Origin of the sequence: Roseivirga sp., assembly GCF_965216855.1 — a bacterium.
Taxonomy (GTDB): domain Bacteria; phylum Bacteroidota; class Bacteroidia; order Cytophagales; family Cyclobacteriaceae; genus Roseivirga.
This window is the reverse complement of sequence record NZ_OZ244204.1, coordinates 2,424,317-2,442,797: the sequence shown is the minus strand read 5'-3', so window position 1 is coordinate 2,442,797 and position 18,481 is coordinate 2,424,317. Positions and strand designations below refer to the sequence as shown.

The following is an 18,481-nucleotide window of genomic DNA, read 5'->3' as shown; positions in this document are numbered from 1 at the left end:
AACGACCCTTTCAGAGTTTTCGGGCTTTTGGTGCTTCTACTAATCACCAGGTTGTTTTTTTTCATACTCCTGCCCGATTCTCCCGAAGCAGGCCATGTTCAAGCTTTGTCACCCGATGATTTATTTCAAGAAACCAGTGGTCCTATTTATGGATTGCTTCAGTATGCTCTTGGAACACTCTTAGAAAACCGACTGATCAATGGTATCATAGCTGCCCTGTTAATCCTTTGGAATGCAAGTCTCCTGAACATGCTACTCATCAGAAACAGTGCCTTTGAGGAGAACACCTATATACCAGCAACTCTTTACGTTATTGTCCTCTCCGGAACTGCGGATAATTATTTTGTTTCTCCTCAGCTAATTGCAAGCTCATTTTTGCTAATTGCTTTGATATTTATTCATCAGCATCTCAAGTACAGAAATAGTGATGAGAAGATTTTGAGCATCGGCTGTACATTGGCACTTTCCAGCCTCGCTTTCTTACCCAACGCCTGGTACCTGATTCTTTCTTTTATTCTACTTCTTTTTTACTCCGGCACGGTAGGTAGAAGGTATCTACTCCTAATTTGGGGTTTTATAATGATATTGCTGATTTCCTGGCTACCCTTTGAAATAGGTAAAACAGGAACAGACTTCTGGACCGGCTATTTCAATGGACTACTCATCTTCAACACAGATGAGCCGTTCTTAATGAACATGGGTATTGTGCTGGGTTTCCCACTCTTACTAAGTCTCAAGTCAAGCATCAGTAACCTCGCAGGAATGGGAATGACCAATAACCAGATTACTGTAAAAAGAGTGTTTACATGGATTGGGTTATTTGGGCTGGCCTCGCTGATCTTCCAATCTCAAGAGTCTGCGTCTTCAGCCACACCTCTGGTCATTTCTATGACCTACTTTGTTACTGAGCACCTGCTTGGAGTAAAAAGAAAGTGGCTGGCTGAATTGACCTTTTTAGGACTCCTTGTCCTAATGCTGGCCACGCTGTTTTACAGCCCTTTTTATTGACAGGCTATTTTATTGACCCTTCTTTCGTGACGTCCACCCTCGAACTCCGTGTTGAGGAATGTATCGACAATCTCTTCGGCCAGGTCCAGGCTGATGAATCGCGCAGGAATACATACAATATTTGCATTGTTATGCTGACGGGACAAAGCTGACAGCTCTGTGTTCCAAACCAGTGCCCCACGAATGGACTGATGCTTGTTCACTGTCATACAAACACCATTACCGCTGCCACAGATAGCTATACCCAATTCCACATCGCCTTGCTCTACGGCAGTCGCCAGGGGATGCACGAAGTCAGGGTAATCAGCCGAAGCATCAGAATCGGGACCAAAATCCACAACCTCGAATCCTTTTTGGGTCAAACTTTCTTTGATTGCCTTTTTGTAATCGAAGCCGGCATGGTCTCCTCCTATTCCTATTTTTCTCATGATTCGTATAGTTCCTGGTCTCTCTTCTTGTTTACTCTTTTCGAAATGAATATGCTTATCTCATACAGCAATGTCAATGGCATAGCTATGAGAATCTGGCTCATAATGTCAGGAGGGGTAATAATTGCAGAAATTATCAGAATCACCACAATGGCATGTCTTCTGAAGCGCTTCATTAGCTCGGGAGTGATTATCCCTGCTTTTGAAAGCATGTATGAGGCTACTGGTAGCTGGAACATCAATCCACAGGCCAGTGAAAGCGTAGCTACGGTTCCTAAGATATTGGTGACATCGAGTATGTTCTGAATCTGATCACTCAGGGTATAATTATATAAGAAGTTAATACTCAATGGAGTGACTACAAAGTAACCAAAGAACACTCCAAGCAAGAATAGTAGTGTAACTACCCAAACAACACCTCTTGATGCCTTCTTCTCATTGTTTCTAAGTCCCGGTTTAACAAACCTCCATATTTCCCAAAATGTATATGGAAATGCCAGTACCAGGCCGGCAACGAAGGATGATTTAATATGCACTAAAAACTGACCCTGGAGGGTCCTGTTCTGAATAATGATATTCATATCATCTATACAAAGCGAAGAGGAGCCAACCAGCTGACCCAATTCACAGAGTTTTCTGTAGGTCCAGAAGTCTGAGTTAGTGGGGCCCATAACCAGTACGTCCCAAAAGAAGTCTTTCGCCAGGAATGCAAGAACTGTGAAAACAACTATTGAAACAACAGATCGCACCAAGTGCCATCTCAGCTCTTCCAGATGGTCAAGGAAACCCATTTCCTTTTCATCCCCTTCGTGAAGTTGATCTAGTGCCAATTATGCTTTAAATAAAGGATAAGAACTCATCCACTCATTCACCTCTGTTCGAACTGAAGTTAGTGTCTTTTCATTTTCAGGATCGGTGATCACTTTGTCTATCAAATCAACAATTCTTTCCATGTCTGTTTCCATGAACCCTCTTGTTGTAATCGCAGCGGTACCCACTCTCATTCCAGAGGTGACAAATGGAGATTTGTCATCGAAAGGAACCATGTTCTTGTTGATAGTAATGTCTGCTTCACCAAGGGCAGCCTCCGCTACTTTTCCACTAATTCCTTTTGACCTTAGGTCAATCAGCATAAGGTGGTTGTCGGTTCCTCCGGAGATCAGGTCATAACCTCTCGCCACAAAACTGGCAGCCATGGCCTGAGCATTCTTTTGCACCTGAAGGATATAAGACATATAGTCATCGCTTAAAGCTTCACCAAAAGCAACGGCTTTAGCAGCAATAACATGCTCTAATGGTCCTCCTTGTGTGCCGGGAAATACCCCGCCATCCAAGAGCTGAGACATCATTTTCACCTGTCCCTTCAAAGTCTTCTCTCCCCAAGGGTTTTCAAAATCCTCACCCATCATAATAAGACCTCCTCTTGGGCCTCTTAATGTTTTATGGGTTGTAGTGGTAACTATATGACAATGTTCAATTGGATCATTCAATAGACCTCTTGCAATAAGTCCTGAAGGGTGTGAAATATCGGCCAGAAGGACAGCACCTACGGAATCTGCTATAGATCTAAGTTTGGCGTAATCCCAGTCACGACTGTAAGCAGAGGCACCGCAAATGATCATTTTCGGTTTTTCACTTTTTGCCTTATCCTCCACCTTGTTCCAATCAATCAGACCAGTTTCCTTTTCTACACCATAAAAGTGAGGTTGATAAAGCTTTCCTGAAAAGTTAACCGTTGAACCATGGGTAAGGTGGCCTCCATGCGAAAGATCAAAGCCAAGGATTTTATCACCGGGGTTCAAGCAAGCCAGCATTACTGCGGCATTCGCCTGTGCTCCAGAGTGAGGTTGTACATTGGCCCAAACAGCTCCAAACAATTCCTTGATTCTGTCTATGGCAATATTTTCAACCTGATCTACAACTTCACATCCACCATAATATCTTTTACCAGGTAACCCTTCAGCATACTTATTAGTAAGCACGCTGCCCATGGCTTCCATTACCTGATTAGATACGAAATTTTCTGAGGCAATTAATTCAATCCCCTTTGTCTGTCTTTCCTGCTCTTTGTTTATTAAATCAAAGATTACACTGTCTTTGGCCATGGTCTATATTTTCTGCCAAAAATAGTCTATGGGTATTGAATTAACAATTGATACTAAGTGAGATGTGGGTGACTAGGCCCTCTTGTATTTCTTTTGCTTTAAGCTGAGCACCTCAAAGATGGATCCGATAACCTGGGCTTGGGTGAATGGTTTACCGATATATCCGTCTAATTGATGCTTTTTGATACCTTCCATCACTTCATCATAAGAGAAAGTGGTATAGGCCATAATTGGAATAGGGTTGGATTGGAATTTTTCAGTTTCTCTGATCAGGTCGGTACCTTTGAAGCCATCGATTACAGGCATGTGTAAATCCATCAATATCAAGTCGATTCGATTCTGATTGAAAACTTTCAGGCCTTCCTTAGCAGAAATGGCTCTGAAGCAGTTAGCACCAAACTTGGAAAGGGTCTTTTCTGCTACGATTAGATTAATAGGACTGTCATCAACAATCAACACATTCTGCTCCGTGAGTACTGAAGCAGTTTTTGTTTTTTTCTTTTCAATTTGACCTGATTCAGTTTCTTCCAGAGACTGAATTTTGTTGTCAATTAAGTAGTAAGATCGCATTCCCATAACATCACCCTTGTATGTATTAGTGATTTTAGTCCCCATTTGTCACCCACTTAAAACAAATATTTTCAAACTTTCTTCAGTTATATAACCTTTCACAGACCTAATATTTATATTGTGTGAAATTTTCGACAAAACCCGGTAAGCCAAAAAAAATTGAAAAAAAATCTTACTCCTTTGGGTGACATTTCACATTTAAAATCACTAAAGAACAGAGAGCATGGGTGAAAACTCGTTGATCTTACGGTTACGAACGGGTGATAAAGGTGCTTTAGAGGAAATTTATCGGAGATACCGACCAAGTTTCATCAAATGGATTACCTACTCACACAAATGTAGCCATGAGCAAGCGATTGACATTTTTCAGTATGCGATTCTCTCCTTCTACGAAAACGTTCTGGAAGATGTAATTGAAGAAATGAATGATGCCGGTATTAAAACTTACCTGTATTCAGTAGGAAAAAACAAGTTGCTGTCTGACTCAAGAAAGGATGCGAAACTCTCCTTCAACGAAGAATATGAAGAACATCTATTACTCGAAGAGATTGACGAACACAGTTTAGATACAGAATCAAGGTTAGAAAAGGTAAAAGGCATTATAGAGAATCTTCAAAACCCATGTGCTGACATTTTGAGGCTGTTTTATTTCAACAACTTATCTAATGACGAGATCGCTGAAATTTTAGGCTATAAGAATGGAAACACTGTTAAGAATTTGAAATACAAGTGTATTCAAAGAATTAAGAGACTTTTATAATAATCCAATGAGTGATTTTGAATTGATTGAAAAGTATTTGTCAGGTGAGTTATCAGCTGAAGAAAAGAAAGAATTTAGAAGCAGGCTTTTGAATGATCCTGCTTTCAATCAGGAATTTCAGGAACTCAAAGAAATCCGTCTCCAGGTGAGGCAAAATGCCCGAAAGGACATAAAAATCTTATTCGATGAAATTGAGACCTCCATCGAATCGGAAGAAACAACCAAAGATCAGACTGTTATGAAAAAAGTAATCTCAATTGCTGCTAGCATTATATTGATAGCAGCCATCAGCTACGTTGGGCTGAGCGATTTTAGCTCGGCTACCAATCAGGAATTATTCGATAAACACTTCAAAGCCTACAATAGCCTTTCTGGCCAGGTAAGGGGTGCAATGGATAATGAGCTCTCACTGGAAGATAGAGCTTTCGGTGCGTATGATGCTGGAGACTATGTTGCCTCTGAAGAATTTCTTTCAGAATTGGCATTGAAATCTCCAAGCGCAATGAACTACTTCTACTTAGGAGTAAGTCAACTTGAAACAGGTAAAACTGAAGAGGCCGTGAAAAGCCTAAATACTGTAATCAACAATTTCTCTGCATTTCAGGAGCAAGCCAAGTGGTACTTAGCTCTTACATTGTTAAAAGAAGACAATGAAGAAGCTACCCTAGGCTCCTTGGCTAACATGATTGTGAATGACTCTGAATATGAGGAAAAAGCAAGAGAGCTACTTCAAGAAATGGGTTACTCCTTAAATGAGGTAGACTTAGACTCAGGGCCAGTAAGCGGTGTAAACAACAGACCTAAAGATGATAGTCCTTCACCAGACGGTTCTATGGAAAATACGATTGGAATGAGAAAATACCAATGGGGTATTGTAACCAGTATGACAAACGATAAAACTTACAGATTCTTTACCGATCAGCCAATTAGTGATCTTAACGATGGAGATATGACAGTATTTGTTATTGTTGAGAAAGTAAGAAACAGAGGCAGAGGTAGAGGAGTAGATGGAAGCGCATTTATAATTGACAAATATTAATACCAAGAGACTCTCTAATCACACACATGCACGCGAGAAAAGGAATCTATAACAGGTTCCTTTTCTTTTTTATCAGAATTCCAATTGCCATTAGCAGAATTAAACCCAAAACTGCTGATATCAGAATAAGATTATAATCGGAACTGTCATCTACAAAATCAGAGCCACTGCCTAAATGGATGAAGCTTGCCCAGAAGTATGGATGACTGGCATAGGAATCGTTCTCAGCAATATAGTCAAGCTTAACTCCTCTTAGTGACTGATTCAAACCCAATCCCTCATTTAAGAGATTCTCATAAAAATCAACCATCTGAGAAGAAGTCGTTCTGTCATTAACCTCCCATAAACTCATAATGATATTAGGTACACCAACAATGGCAAAGCCTCTCGCAATACTGAAGGTGCCTTCACCAGACTCTATTTGTCCCATACCACTCTCACAGGCGCTCAGTACAGCTAATCTTGCATTGATATTGGCCAGGTAGAGCTGGTTGGGATTAAGAATACTATCCTTACCATTGAAGATTAGAGATGACTGGAACCTATTGGTACTATCTGCTTTACCATGAATGGCCAAATGAATAATATCATAGTTTTGTGCCTTGGAAAGGAACAGCTCTCTTGAACCTTCTGCGCCCAGATAGTAATCACCATCAAAACTGGCCTTTAAAAACTGTATTTCTCTTTCTGTTCCCGGCAAAGAAGCAAAACCTGCTCTTGATGGTTCGCCTGAGCTTTCCCTTTGGCTGAAGCCTATTCCCAATATTTTATTCTGAACATCTTCAGCGCTCTTACTTCGACCGCGACTGTTAGAGGAAATTAAATACCTTACCTGATAATCTCCTATCAGATACTCCAGGTCCTTATAGCTCCTACTATTTTCATCATTCACCACCAATGCTTCAAATGGCAGCCTGGTCAGGAATTCATCCGGGACGACAATCAACTCATCAATATCTCCCTTTCTTTCAGGAAGAAGTGGCTGAACCAGTTTTTCAAACAATCGTTTTGACGAGCCTCTAAAACTCTGGAAGTCCTCATCGAAATATTCAAAGCGGGGAGGAGTCGATACTATAGCCAAAAACTGCTCTAAATCTCCCTTCAGCTCATCTGATAAGGAAATCTTCTTAAATGTTACCTTCCCTGAGCTGCGTACACCGAAAGAGAAAATATCATCATTGCCATAGAAATACTCTAGCATCAGCTGATTAACACTGATGCTATTCATCAACATAATTTCCTCCTCTCCTTCTTCTACCGGACCAAAGTTTTCTACAATGCTATCCTTCAACTGATCGGTAGTTGCCTCCAGATTAAGAATCTGATCATTGATTCTCAAAACAGAGTCACTGGTTACAGAATTCTCGAGTGCATCATACAATTCAGCTTTAAGGTTTTCCAGGCGGGCTGTGGCTGAATAATATTCCTCCTTCAGGTCATAAGGAATATTAGAGCTGGCTAATTCCTTATAGTCCTTTTCCTGCTCCAGAAATAAATTCGACTTGCTCAATTGCGCATAATTGAAAGCCTTTACAGCATAGTTGTTCTCTCCTGTGGCTTCATATAATTTGTAGCAGGCCTGAATACCCGTTTCATATAACTCTTTAAAAAACTGGCTTAGGAATAGTTTGCCATCAGTCTTGTAAAGGTCTGATCTATTAGTTTTTAACTTCTCATGCGTCTGATCCACATAGTCCAGAACTGACTGAAGCAAGTTCAGCTGATCCTGCTCTACTATCTGGTTCTTTAACATAGCCATGGCCTTCTTCTTGAGAATAGTCAGGGCCTCAAGGGAAAACCTGGTGGTAGAATCCTGCTCAGGAAAATCTAAAATATCGCCATTGTAGCTTAGGTCTGTGTTTCTCAAAGCACTATCATAACTAATCAGAGCACTTTGCCACTTGCTTTCAACCGCATAAAAATCTCCTATGTATCTGTAGGGGTTAATGAGAGCTGAATTAGGAAAGTCAACAATGGCTTTCATCCGTTCAAGCGATTCCTGATACTTCTCATTAGCCGTCTCAATATCCCCTAACTCATAGAAATTGATCCCCAGGTTGAGTATAGCGGTGGCCTTAGATATCTCGAGCTCCTGGGTGACAAAATTATCTGTCTGAGTTTTCAGGTATTGATTAAAGTAGTCGATAGCCTCATTGGGTTGGTCTAAATCATTATAGATCAACCCCAACAAATAGATGGTATTGAAATAATTGGGATTGTTCTTTGAGTCTGTATTCGAGATATACTCAAGAGATACCTTCAATGCCTTTTCGAATTCGTTTTTGCGATATAATGCCAAAGCCAGATCATAAAAAGCCTTATCTCGGATGCTTCTGTCTTGAATATCATTGTAATGCTGAACAGCATATTTGTAGTTACTGATGGCATAAGCCAGCGCCATGTCATACTCACCCTTCTGACTGTATATGCCCACATAATCTTCAAGCAGATAGAGCATTTCTTCAGGGTTGGGGTTCTTTTTCTGGTTATCTCTCTCTTGCTCCACTCTTATATCGATGTACTTCTGCAGTGTATCAACACTCTTTTTTGAGAACATGTAACCATAGAATTTATATTCTACCAGTTGCTTATAGTTGGTACTGTCATATTGGGATGAATGGTCATAGAGTACCTGAGCAGAATCGAGATATGCGGTTGAAACATAATAGTCACTTCTCCAGTGTGCCGTTTTCCCAACCGTAAAATAGGTTCTGAACCAAAGAATATCATCCAGAGGGATGTCCTTATTCTTCAGAATATCGAGCGCCAGGTTTAATGTTTTAAAAGGGGTATCATCATTTGAAATACGTCTTTCAATATCTGCTGCTTCGATCAATGCTGAAATGGCTACTCTCCAGTTTTGATTTTGAATGGCCTCTTTATAAATATCCTTGTAGGCTTCAATGGCCTTGATATAGAGTTCCTTGCCAAGATCTCTTTGGTTCCTTTCTATTGCATTTCTGGCATCAGCATAATATGATAAGGGTAATTTAAACTCTGTGCTGTCGAGTACATACTTCGATCTGACCTCAAAATCCTGTGCATAGGATTGAGTATCATTGAATGCCAAAAGCAATAGGCCGATCAATATCAGGTAGCTGAATTTCAATAATCTGCTGCCGCTCATTCTTCCAGGTTGAGGTGAATTACTAATGAATATAAGAAACCTGCCTGCAAAGAACAATCAATGATTACTCAGCTCCCAACATTACATGCTATTTTGAAGTTGTTAAATCATGAAATTTGAGGTCAGAACCAAAGTCGACCAGCCCTTGAACAAAGTAAAGGAAGGTTTCGATGAATCTTTATTCCGCGAGCTGAGTCCGCCTTTTCCAACAGTTAAGGTTTTGAAATTCGATGGTTCCAAACCTGGAGATATGGTAGTGATTGAGCTTAATTTCCTTCTGACCAAGCAAAGGTGGGTTAGTCAAATCACAGATGAGTACAACACTGAATCACATTATTACTTTAAAGACGAAGGACTTGAATTACCTTTTATGCTGAATTCTTGGCAACACACTCACCACATAATAAGCAGGGAAGAAGGATCAGAAATTGTGGATGAAGTAGTGTTTTCTAGTGGAAACAGGTTCATGGATATTTTGATTTACCCTGCCCTGCTACTTCAATTTCTTTACAGGAAGCCTATTTATAGAAGGATATTCGGTTAAAACTAAGGGTGAACATATAACGTATGTGTCTTTAAGGCAGTCTAACCAACGAACCTATGAAAATAAAATTGTTACTCCTTGCGCTATTGATGTGTGGAGTGTCCGTCAAAGCTCAAAACCCTCTGGGTTTCTCTCTTTCCAATGGTAAATCATATGTTGAACTCAGCTTCAAACAGGAGAGTAACCTGATAGTCGTTCCAATTATTATCAACGACAATGGTCCATTTAACTTCATTCTTGATACAGGGTCAGAATCGGGAATGATATTCGACAAGTGGGTGATTGCAGAAAATAATCTGGTAGACGCCCGAAAGATTCCCATTTACGCTGATAATGGCAGTAAAATCACCGATATCCTCGTGGCCAATGATCTGAACATTCAGATGACTGGTGTCGAAGCCACCAAGCAATCTATGTTAGTATTGAAAGACAACCACCTGGATGTAAGAAATATCTTAGGTGTAGATGCTCATGGTATTCTCGGTTCGGAGCTATTCAACAGGTTTGTGGTTGAGATTGATTACGAAAATGAAAAAATCAGACTTTACGAACATGCTAAATTTAAAGCACCCAGAAAGTTTAAGAAGCTCGATATAGAAGTGAAACGATTCCGACCTTATATCAAAACCCGATTAAAGCAAAGAGGAGAGAAAAAGGTTGATCTTACACTCCTGATAGATACTGGTGCCAGCAGTGCTCTGTTCCTTGATGAAGAAAGACATGAAAGCATCGTGCTTCCCGAAGAAACCATCGATCATACACTAGGCAGTAGCCTCACCGGGTCATTAGAAGGTCAGCTGGGAAGAGTAAAAAAGATTAAGGTGGGCAGGTTCAAGTTTAAGGAAGTGTTGGCTTCTTATCCGGAAGACTGGAGAATTCAAAAAGAGGTAAAAGACAATGAGGGTTCCATCACCCGATACGGTACACTGGGCTCTGATGTGCTTTCACGATTCACAGTTATTTATGATTACCTCAATGAGTGTGTATATCTCAAAAAGAATAAGAACTACAAAGAAGACTTTAAGTTCAACAGAGCCGGCTTCACATTCACAGCTGGTGGAGAAGACCTGAAGCAATATTACGTGGCAACTATTATTCCAAAATCTCCTGCAGCATTGGCAGGATTGCAGCCTAATGATGAGATCATTTCCATAGCCGGAAAGCCTATTTTCTTCTACTCTTTCTCTGAAGTCAATGGCTTCTTGAGGGAAGAACCCGGAACTAAACTGGACCTCATCATTAAAAGAGATGGCAAGCTCTACAAAAAGGAAATCAAGCTTAAAAGGCTTATCTAATAAAAAAGGCAACCCGAAAGGTTGCCTTTTTTCATCTGTCTATATTAATCTTATTTCGGATCAAGAATACTATTCACTCTTTCCAGAGCATCTTCCAGGTGAATTTTACTCATACTGTCTGATGTTCTTGGAATAGCTGCCCTGATAGTAGACTGTAGTCTTTTCAGTTCAGCACGAGCAATAGCTCTGATATCCGATTGTGAAGCATCTACACTATCACCAAACCTTGTATTAGGCTCATCTTCTGTCAAAAGTGTTTCAAGTCTTTCGATGTGCGCTCTCTGAAGGTTTCTTCTGTAGGTATCTATGGCATTTCCACCTCTCAACTCTGACCAGATACCATTTCTGATATCGGCAGTAAGCTCAATGATTGAATAGGCCTGGTTGCCATTTAAAGCAGAGTTCTCGATAATTCTACCTAGTTTACCCCAACCTAACAAGTCATTCAGGGTTGATACCTGAAGTGATCTCATGCTTTCAACTGCACCGTAATCCTGCAGCCTACCGATGATCTCGTTATCAAGCATCCAGCTAGGTGTTGAGAATAATTGCTCATTCAGGAATTTAACAGCCTCTTTTTGTTTTGCTTTAGGCGCATGAGTGTAAACCAGCCCATCTTGATCTGCGGTTTTGTAATCCTCTTTTACGCCACCAACATATCTGCGTACGTGACCCATATATCGGTTAAACTGTGATCTTACTTCACCATACATTTCGCCAAGCTCAGTATAATCAGAACCTTGAACATAAGTCCAGTCTCTCAGATTATTCATAATTCTTTGGAGGTTAGCAATGCCATAAGTACTGGCTTTCATTGCATCATCACCCAGGTCTTCACTTTGAGCGGTGTAATCATTGCTATTACCTTGTCTTCCATATCTATAAAGCGGATCACCATTTTTGTCTTCGATCCACTTTCTCAAAGTTGGTAACTCAGCTTCCGGGCTATCAGCATCTAAAATAGGTCTGTAACCCCAGGCAATGGCATATTTATCATACTCACCAATGTTTGGCATCAGTGCCACACCCTGATCTTCCGGCTGAGCGACATAGTTAAACCTGGCATAGTCCATTATTGAAGGAGCAGTACCCATTCTGGAAGTAAATGAAGCAGATCTCAATGAGTCTACCGGGTAAGCATTACTAGAACCGAAGTTGTGCGGTAAGCCTAATGTGTGACCTACTTCGTGAGAAGATACAAAACGAATCAATCTACCCATTACTTCATCATCGAACTCAGGTGACTGAGCCATTGGGTTGATAGCAGCAGTTTGTACAAAGAACCATCTTCTCAGCAGAGTCATTACGTTGTGATACCAGTTGATATCACTTTCTAAAATTTCACCAGACCTGGGATCCGATACGTGAGGACCATTTGCGTTTGGAATAGGAGAAGCCAGATATCTCACTACAGAATATCTCACATCTTCCGGGCTCCAATCTGGATCTTCTTCACGGCTAGGGGCTTCTTTAGCAATAATTGCCTCTTTGAAACCAGCTGCTTCAAAAGCTACCTGCCAGTCTTCAACTCCCTGCTTGATATACTTTACCCACTTTTCTGGAGTGGCTCTATCGATATAATAAACGATTTGCTTCTTAGGCACAACCAGTTCACCTCTTCTGAACTTGGCCATATCTTCTTCCTTCACCTCAAGTCTCCATCTATCCAGATAACGGATAGTCTTAGACTGCTGAACATCCAGACCATAATCTGTTGTTCCTCTGGCAAACCAACCTACTCTTCTGTCATAAAGTCTACGCTGCATTGGCTCTTCAGGAAGCAAGATCATGGAGTTACTCATTTCAACGGAAATAGAGCCGTCTGCACTCGCTGAAGGAGAGTTAGTGGCCAAATAAGTCTTTACGTGTCTCAACTCAATATTTTCAGGGTAACTGCTTACTCTTGAAATATATGAACGATCATTATCCAGTCTGGTCACTCTGTATTGAGTACGATAGAAACCAGGAAGACCCATGGTTTTATTATCACCCGTCAATAGAGAAGTAACATCGATTACGGTACCTGCAGAATCTTTAGCGATTGCCTTGATTGGGAATGACGCTAAAATGGGAGCGAAATTGGAGTTCTCTACTGCTTCGGCAATTGGCAGAGAATCTGCTGCGGTAATGGTAGTAGAGATCAGTCTCAATAAGATCTTATCCTGCTCTCTTTCCCATCTCAGCATTTGAGTGTTGGTTTTACCTCCACCAAAACCAATACCTGAAGCGGTCTTGGCAATACGGGTAACCATCAACATGTCTCTTCCGAGAAGACTGTCAGAAATTTCGAAATAATACTTGTCGTCTAGTTTGTGCACATTGAACAAGCCCTCGTCTGTTTCAGCATCTTTGGTGATGACTTTGTCGAAAGGTTGAATCCCTCCTTTTTTTGGAGGCGCCTTTTGCTCTTGTGGTGGGGTTGCTGGTTTAGCTTCCTCCTGGTTGTTTCGCCTGTTTCTGCGTTGAGCATCAGCATCTGTTGAGCCAATGAACATTAATGCAGTAAGCGACAAACAAAACAAACCATTTCTAGTAGTTTTAAAAGGTCTCATATTACTGTTAGTTGTCTGTGGGTTACTAATTTGGACTTTAAACTTAAATCAAAAAGCCCATTTAATTTTTCATTTTATTTAAGTGGTTAAGGCATATATTTCATTCATTCCGTTTTGAAAGACATTGTAATCATAGGTGGGGGTTTAGCCGGACTTATTGCGGCCATTGAGTTAGCTACAGGTGACTACGAAGTAAGCCTTTTTGAAAAAAAGAAATACCCTTTTCATCGTGTTTGTGGTGAATATATTTCGAATGAAGTAAGGCCTTATCTGGAGAAGAAACAATTACTCCCTTCTGATTTGTCGCTTGCACGACTAAAACGATTTGAATTCAGTTCAATCAAGGGGAGAAGCCTACAAATGCCCCTCGACCTGGGAGGCTTTGGTTTGAGCCGATATGCACTTGATTTCCACCTGGCGAATAAAGCCAAAAGCCTGGGAGTAAAAGTTCATGAACAAACCAGTATCGTCTCCCTCAAATTTACAGATTCACACTTTGAGCTTTCTTCCTCCAATGGACAGCAATTAGAGGCTGATGTGGTGATTGGCGCCTTCGGCAAACGCTCTTTACTGGACAAAAAACTCAATCGTGATTTTGCGCGCAGACGGTCCCCATACCTCGGAGTGAAATACCACATCCGAACCGACTTTCCTAAAGATCAAATCAGCCTCCTCAACTTTGAGGGTGGGTATTGCGGCATTTCAGCCATTGAAGATGACCGATATAACCTGTGCTATTTAGGTTCACGTGACACGTTGAAGCAATATGGCAGTATTGCCGAAATGGAAAAAGAGGTGCTTTATCAGAATCCGAAGCTCAAGTCAATTTTTCGGAATGCAGACTTCCTGTTCGAGCAACCTGAGGTGATCAATGAATTTAGCTTTGAACCTAAAAGACTTATTGAAAGCCATGTGCTAATGGCGGGTGACGCAGCAGGCCTGATCACTCCTCTTTGTGGAAATGGTATGGCCATGGCTATTCACAGCGGTAAAATCCTGGCCGATTGTATCAAAGCTCATTACTCCGATTCCGGCCTCAATCGAGAAGCCATGGAGAAAGAATATACTGAGCACTGGAATTCTCTATTCAAAAAAAGACTTTGGGTTGGCAGACAAACCCAGAAGTTATTCGGGTCCAAATTTACTTCAGAAATAGCAGTCGGCCTTATGAAAGCGCTTCCACCCCTGGCAAGAACCATTATGAAAAATACTCACGGGCAGCCCTTTTAGTAAACCCCAACCACATTGAGAATCTGTGACGAATGCAAAAAGAAATAGAGGAAAAAGCCACCCAGACAGGTTGCGCTAATCAGATTAAGATACATGGTATTCTTAAAGTTCGCCTGATTCTTCTCCTTCCTGGTTTTTAGATACCACCAGCTAAAAAAGACGAGCACTGGCGACATAAATAGTAGAAAATAGAGTCCATAGTTGATCTGCCAGTAAGTATTGAAGTACCACAGGTAAGCCAATACAGCCACAGAAAAACACAGCCCGGTGAAATGAAAGGTCCCCGTTATTCCCAACTTCATGGAAAGCGTTTCATCCCCTCTCTTACCATCCTCTTCATGCTGATAAATCTGTGTCATAGGATATGAGCCCCAAAGAATAGCAGATGCCAGCAGTCCTGGTATCAATACATGAAGCTTAAAAATACTAGAGAAGGCAAAATCATTAAGGCCTATATATATCAGCCATACCACCCAGGCTCCTTGAAAAAAACCTGCTATCAGCCAGCTGACAATTGCATACTTTTTCAACCTCACTCCTGAATAACTATAAGCTCTGGAAACCAGGATATAGGTCAAAATCATGAGTAAAAGCGTCCAGTTACCCGGGAAAAAATAGATAGTTAGAGCAAGGCCGAATGCATCAAAAAGCTGAGCAATATAGAACACATTCTTATCAACCTTTGGTGGGTTTTTAAGCCCGCCAATACTCCCCTCATCTTTGTCGAAATAGCTGTTGTAAGCATTACTGGCCGGATAAATAAAGAAGTGCAGGATTAAGAACAGCCCCAGCAAACCACCTTCACTCAGATTCGGGCTGATTGAAATGGCAAACAGGTAAATCGGGAGTAAAAAGTAAGAGAAGGGAAGCCTTAAATGAAGCCAGGTTGCCTTTTTAAACATATTCAGCTTTTGTCTGAACAATTTAGTACAAAAGAACTATTATAGAGTTGTGGGTAGTAACATAATCTCCATTGGCCTGGCCAATCCGGATAATCAGATAGATCAGACGCAAGTCTTTGAGTTTATGGGGAAGGCACATGGCTTTGAGGGCGATGAACTCAACCGGCTTAAGGCCTTATACAGAGCCACCGGAATCAAAAGCCGATACTCCGTTATTCCCGATTACAGTTCCTCCCACTTCGAAGAGTGGAAGTTCTATCCGAAAAACCATCAATTAGCCCCCTTCCCTTCTACCGAACAGAGGCTGAACCTTTATAGAAATGAGGCGGCTAAACTCTCCCTAAAGTCCATTCAGAATGCCTTGAGTCAAAGCAGACTACAGGCTCAGGATTTTACCCACCTGATTACCATCAGTTGCACAGGCATGTATGCTCCCGGTCTCGATATAGACCTCGTTCATATGTTGGGCCTCAATACTTCCATTGAGAGAACCTGCGTAAACTTTATGGGCTGTTACGCTGCTTTCACAGGTATTAAGCTGGGTGATCAGATTTGCAGAGCTAATCCGAAGGCTAAAGTCCTGATTGTCTCTACCGAACTATGTACCATCCACTTTCAAAAGGAGTCGGATGAAGACAACCTGCTGGCCAATGCCATTTTTGGCGATGGGTCCGCAGCGGTGATCATGTCGGCTGATAAGGAAGATGCTTTGGGAGAAGTAGTGCTTCAACCCAATAGCTTTCTCAATGAAATTTATCCTGAAGGCTCTTCAGAGATGGCCTGGAATATTGGCAATCATGGTTTTGAGATGCGCCTGAGCACCTATGTACCGGTACTGATTGAAAAAGGTATTCATCAACTGGTAGAAAGACTCAAGGCGAAGGCCGACAAACCGAATATCTCCCACTATGCTTTTCATCCCGGAGGGAAAAGAATTCTGGAAGTGATAGAATCTGAGTTAGGGTTAAGCAAGGAAGCAGACTGGGCCGGTAGAAAAACTTTAGAGAGCTATGGCAACATGTCTTCTCCAACCATTCTGTTTGTTATCAAAACTTTGTGGGATAGCCTCGGAAAAGATGAGCAGGGAGAACAAATACTATCACTGGCCTTTGGCCCCGGTCTCACTATGGAGTCCATGCTTCTCCAAATCGCCTGATTCTTTAAACATTCGATTATAAAGCAGAAACTTGCCCAACTCAGGGCTCGAACGGATTAGGCGTTCCTGTTTTCGCCTGAAATACTGAAAGCCATTGGTTCTGCTACTATGCGACCCGCTTATCCTCGATGGAAAAAGCATCTGTCCCTTAGCATCAAGAAATGGCTCCCTTTTCAAGCTGTCATCGTACACAAAAAGAATTTTGTACATCACATGAGGTGAAGAGTAGCTATCCATTAACTGGTTCAAAGAATCAATCTCTGCCTGGCCAGGCAGAAAAAGATCTCTCCGCAAAGGATAATAGGCCATTGGGTTTTTATAGGAGGCCATTACTTCTAAAATGAAAGACTCCGTTTCTTCCTGAGTCGATTGCTGGCCCCGCATTTCAAGGCTTAACAGCCCAAGAAATACACAACATAAAATCAACCGCTTCACCATAGCATGAATTTAATGATTATGTTTAAAGCCCTGACATGAGCAAGCGATTTAAAAACAGAGCATACGATGAAGAGTTGATGGATGACCTGGAAGCCAGCGGCCCGGTAATTCCCCAAACCCTTCGCGAACTGGAAACCATTAACAAATGGCTGGGAGGCAACTTCGTGACCATTGATGGTATTGTCAGGCTCATCAGACGCAAACAACCTGCTAAACTGGTCATTGCTGACCTGGGTTGTGGCGGTGGAGATATATTAAAGCTCATTGCCAAGTGGGCGCAACATAAAAAGCTGGAAGTAGAGCTGGTGGGCTTCGATGCCAATCCTAACATCATTGCCTATGCAGAAGAGAACTGTAAGGACTTCGAAAATATTCGCTTCGAAGTACAAGACATCTTCTCCGAAGACTTCAAAGAAAGGCGTTTCGATATTATTCTATGTACCCTGTTTACTCATCACTTTACCGAGGAGCAGCTCACGGGTATTTTCCACCAATTTAAAACACAGAGCCAAATTGGAGTAGTGATTAATGACCTCCACAGGCATTGGCTGGCATACCATTCCATCAGCCTGCTTACCCGTTTTTTCTCCAAATCGGAAATGGTGAAAAATGACGGGCCGCTATCCGTTCTTCGATCATTCAAAAGAAAAGAACTGGTTCAGATCATGAAAGATGCGGAAATCGACCGCTTCCATCTCAAGTGGATGTGGGCCTTTAGATGGCAATTAGTCTTTTAACCTACCCAGGTGACCTTCTCTTCAATTGGTTTACGCCTTCCCTGAGCAGCGAAGCCCTCCTTCACGGTGCCTACAAACAGAAAGCCCAGAAACTTGTCGTTTGGACCTAAGCCGAAGAATTCTTTAGCCTCCTCATAGTAGGTAACCCCTCCAGAACCCCAGTAGCAACCAACACCATGAGCTGTTGCGGTCAGGTACATATTCTGGACAGCCATAGCTACAGATGCCAGCTCCTCCTCTTCCGGAACAAAGCCCTTTTCATCGCGCTTCATACCGATACCGATCACGTGGGAAGCCATCAGCGGTTTAGCCGCCAGCTTATCATAGGTGCCTTCCTTAAAAGTGCCCTTTTGCTGAGATACTTTCTTGTAAAGCTCTGACTGAAAAGTAGCCAGCTTTTGTAGGCCTTCACCCTTAAAGACCACAAACCTCCAGGGTTCTGTTAACTTATGCGTAGGGGCCCAATTAGCATTTTCGAGCATTTCGCGAATGATATCATCATCTACCCGTTCGCTGGTGTACTGAGCCGGATATATGGACCTTCTGCTTCTGATCAGTTCTGAAACTTGTGAGCTATCTAAATTTGTCAT

Annotated in this window: 17 protein-coding genes; 8 read left to right on the top strand and 9 right to left on the bottom strand. The window is 41.7% G+C overall.

Annotated features, from left to right (window positions below; genetic code table 11):
* Window positions 1–51: 51 nt before the first annotated feature.
* Window positions 52–1,008 (top strand): hypothetical protein, encoded by a 957-nt coding sequence (locus tag ACOOEY_RS10940; protein WP_420384749.1) that lies wholly within the window; start codon window positions 52–54, stop codon window positions 1,006–1,008.
* Here the strand turns inward: ACOOEY_RS10940 and rpiB are convergent.
* The 4 genes from rpiB to ACOOEY_RS10920 all read right to left on the bottom strand — a co-directional run bounded on the left by rpiB (window position 1,002) and on the right by ACOOEY_RS10920 (window position 4,156).
* Window positions 1,002–1,439 carry a ribose 5-phosphate isomerase B gene (gene rpiB, locus ACOOEY_RS10935; protein WP_420388650.1) on the bottom strand — a complete coding sequence of 146 codons (438 nt, stop codon included), beginning with the start codon at window positions 1,437–1,439 and terminating at the stop codon, window positions 1,002–1,004. The genes ACOOEY_RS10940 and rpiB overlap by 7 nt on opposite strands.
* Window positions 1,433–2,266, bottom strand: a complete 834-nt coding sequence (tatC, locus tag ACOOEY_RS10930; RefSeq protein ID WP_420384748.1) for a twin-arginine translocase subunit TatC — start codon at window positions 2,264–2,266, stop codon at window positions 1,433–1,435. The genes rpiB and tatC overlap by 7 nt, the downstream gene beginning before the upstream one ends.
* Complete coding sequence (gene glyA / locus ACOOEY_RS10925; protein WP_420384747.1) at window positions 2,267–3,541, bottom strand: serine hydroxymethyltransferase; 1,275 nt, start codon at window positions 3,539–3,541, stop codon at window positions 2,267–2,269.
* A 72-nt stretch (window positions 3,542–3,613) separates the two neighbouring features.
* Window positions 3,614–4,156 (bottom strand): response regulator, encoded by a 543-nt coding sequence (locus tag ACOOEY_RS10920; RefSeq protein WP_420384746.1) that lies wholly within the window; start codon window positions 4,154–4,156, stop codon window positions 3,614–3,616.
* Window positions 4,157–4,334: 178 nt separating this feature from the next.
* On the opposite strand from ACOOEY_RS10920, the gene ACOOEY_RS10915 reads away from it, so the two are divergent.
* Together ACOOEY_RS10915 and ACOOEY_RS10910 are read left to right on the top strand one after the other, a co-directional pair.
* Complete coding sequence (locus tag ACOOEY_RS10915; protein ID WP_420384745.1) at window positions 4,335–4,871, top strand: RNA polymerase sigma factor; 537 nt, start codon at window positions 4,335–4,337, stop codon at window positions 4,869–4,871.
* 7 nt (window positions 4,872–4,878) lie between these two features.
* Entirely contained in the window at window positions 4,879–5,910 is a 1,032-nt protein-coding gene (locus tag ACOOEY_RS10910; RefSeq protein ID WP_420384744.1) for a hypothetical protein, read from the top strand.
* A 46-nt stretch (window positions 5,911–5,956) separates the two neighbouring features.
* Here the strand turns inward: ACOOEY_RS10910 and ACOOEY_RS10905 are convergent, their stop codons facing one another.
* Entirely contained in the window at window positions 5,957–9,037 is a 3,081-nt protein-coding gene (locus tag ACOOEY_RS10905; protein WP_420384743.1) for a CHAT domain-containing protein, read from the bottom strand.
* A 109-nt stretch (window positions 9,038–9,146) separates the two neighbouring features.
* Between ACOOEY_RS10905 and ACOOEY_RS10900 the strand changes: the two genes are divergently transcribed.
* Together ACOOEY_RS10900 and ACOOEY_RS10895 are read left to right on the top strand one after the other, a co-directional pair.
* Window positions 9,147–9,581, top strand: coding sequence for an SRPBCC family protein (locus ACOOEY_RS10900; protein WP_420384742.1), 435 nt, complete (start codon window positions 9,147–9,149; stop codon window positions 9,579–9,581).
* A gap of 56 nt (window positions 9,582–9,637) precedes the next feature.
* Window positions 9,638–10,876, top strand: coding sequence for an aspartyl protease family protein (locus tag ACOOEY_RS10895; protein ID WP_420384741.1), 1,239 nt, complete (start codon window positions 9,638–9,640; stop codon window positions 10,874–10,876).
* Between the two features lie 50 nt (window positions 10,877–10,926).
* Here ACOOEY_RS10895 and ACOOEY_RS10890 read toward each other — a convergent pair whose 3' ends face one another.
* Window positions 10,927–13,428 (bottom strand): zinc-dependent metalloprotease, encoded by a 2,502-nt coding sequence (locus ACOOEY_RS10890; RefSeq protein ID WP_420384740.1) that lies wholly within the window; start codon window positions 13,426–13,428, stop codon window positions 10,927–10,929.
* Window positions 13,429–13,542: 114 nt separating this feature from the next.
* Between ACOOEY_RS10890 and ACOOEY_RS10885 the strand changes: the two genes are divergently transcribed.
* On the top strand, window positions 13,543–14,658 hold the full coding sequence (locus ACOOEY_RS10885; protein ID WP_420384739.1) for an NAD(P)/FAD-dependent oxidoreductase: 1,116 nt from the start codon (window positions 13,543–13,545) through the stop codon (window positions 14,656–14,658).
* Here the strand turns inward: ACOOEY_RS10885 and ACOOEY_RS10880 are convergent.
* Window positions 14,655–15,560 carry a UbiA family prenyltransferase gene (locus ACOOEY_RS10880; RefSeq protein WP_420384738.1) on the bottom strand — a complete coding sequence of 302 codons (906 nt, stop codon included), beginning with the start codon at window positions 15,558–15,560 and terminating at the stop codon, window positions 14,655–14,657. The two genes, ACOOEY_RS10885 and ACOOEY_RS10880, sit on opposite strands and share 4 nt — an antisense overlap.
* Window positions 15,561–15,609: 49 nt before the next feature.
* On the opposite strand from ACOOEY_RS10880, the gene ACOOEY_RS10875 reads away from it, so the two are divergent.
* The gene (locus ACOOEY_RS10875; protein WP_420384737.1) at window positions 15,610–16,716 is read left to right on the top strand and encodes a type III polyketide synthase; all 1,107 of its coding nucleotides are present in this window, start codon (window positions 15,610–15,612) and stop codon (window positions 16,714–16,716) included.
* Here the strand turns inward: ACOOEY_RS10875 and ACOOEY_RS10870 are convergent.
* Entirely contained in the window at window positions 16,660–17,154 is a 495-nt protein-coding gene (locus ACOOEY_RS10870; RefSeq protein WP_420384736.1) for a hypothetical protein, read from the bottom strand. The two genes, ACOOEY_RS10875 and ACOOEY_RS10870, sit on opposite strands and share 57 nt — an antisense overlap.
* A gap of 35 nt (window positions 17,155–17,189) precedes the next feature.
* Between ACOOEY_RS10870 and ACOOEY_RS10865 the strand changes: the two genes are divergently transcribed.
* Entirely contained in the window at window positions 17,190–17,891 is a 702-nt protein-coding gene (locus tag ACOOEY_RS10865; RefSeq protein WP_420384735.1) for a methyltransferase domain-containing protein, read from the top strand.
* Here ACOOEY_RS10865 and ACOOEY_RS10860 read toward each other — a convergent pair.
* Window positions 17,888–18,481 carry a nitroreductase family protein gene (locus ACOOEY_RS10860; RefSeq protein WP_420384734.1) on the bottom strand — a complete coding sequence of 198 codons (594 nt, stop codon included), beginning with the start codon at window positions 18,479–18,481 and terminating at the stop codon, window positions 17,888–17,890. The genes ACOOEY_RS10865 and ACOOEY_RS10860 overlap by 4 nt on opposite strands.

What these genes read in the sequence shown, in the direction of transcription:
- glyA (WP_420384747.1), bottom strand. Translation starts at nt 3,541, where the DNA reads ATGGCCAAAGACAGTGTAATCTTTGATTTAATAAACAAAGAGCAGGAA.
- ACOOEY_RS10920 (WP_420384746.1), bottom strand. Translation starts at nt 4,156, where the DNA reads ATGGGGACTAAAATCACTAATACATACAAGGGTGATGTTATGGGAATG.
- ACOOEY_RS10915 (WP_420384745.1), top strand. Translation starts at nt 4,335, where the DNA reads ATGGGTGAAAACTCGTTGATCTTACGGTTACGAACGGGTGATAAAGGT.
- ACOOEY_RS10910 (WP_420384744.1), top strand. Translation starts at nt 4,879, where the DNA reads ATGAGTGATTTTGAATTGATTGAAAAGTATTTGTCAGGTGAGTTATCA.
- ACOOEY_RS10905 (WP_420384743.1), bottom strand. Translation starts at nt 9,037, where the DNA reads ATGAGCGGCAGCAGATTATTGAAATTCAGCTACCTGATATTGATCGGC.
- ACOOEY_RS10900 (WP_420384742.1), top strand. Translation starts at nt 9,147, where the DNA reads ATGAAATTTGAGGTCAGAACCAAAGTCGACCAGCCCTTGAACAAAGTA.
- ACOOEY_RS10895 (WP_420384741.1), top strand. Translation starts at nt 9,638, where the DNA reads ATGAAAATAAAATTGTTACTCCTTGCGCTATTGATGTGTGGAGTGTCC.
- ACOOEY_RS10890 (WP_420384740.1), bottom strand. Translation starts at nt 13,428, where the DNA reads ATGAGACCTTTTAAAACTACTAGAAATGGTTTGTTTTGTTTGTCGCTT.
- ACOOEY_RS10880 (WP_420384738.1), bottom strand. Translation starts at nt 15,560, where the DNA reads ATGTTTAAAAAGGCAACCTGGCTTCATTTAAGGCTTCCCTTCTCTTAC.
- ACOOEY_RS10870 (WP_420384736.1), bottom strand. Translation starts at nt 17,154, where the DNA reads ATGGTGAAGCGGTTGATTTTATGTTGTGTATTTCTTGGGCTGTTAAGC.
- ACOOEY_RS10865 (WP_420384735.1), top strand. Translation starts at nt 17,190, where the DNA reads ATGAGCAAGCGATTTAAAAACAGAGCATACGATGAAGAGTTGATGGAT.
- ACOOEY_RS10860 (WP_420384734.1), bottom strand. Translation starts at nt 18,481, where the DNA reads ATGACAAATTTAGATAGCTCACAAGTTTCAGAACTGATCAGAAGCAGA.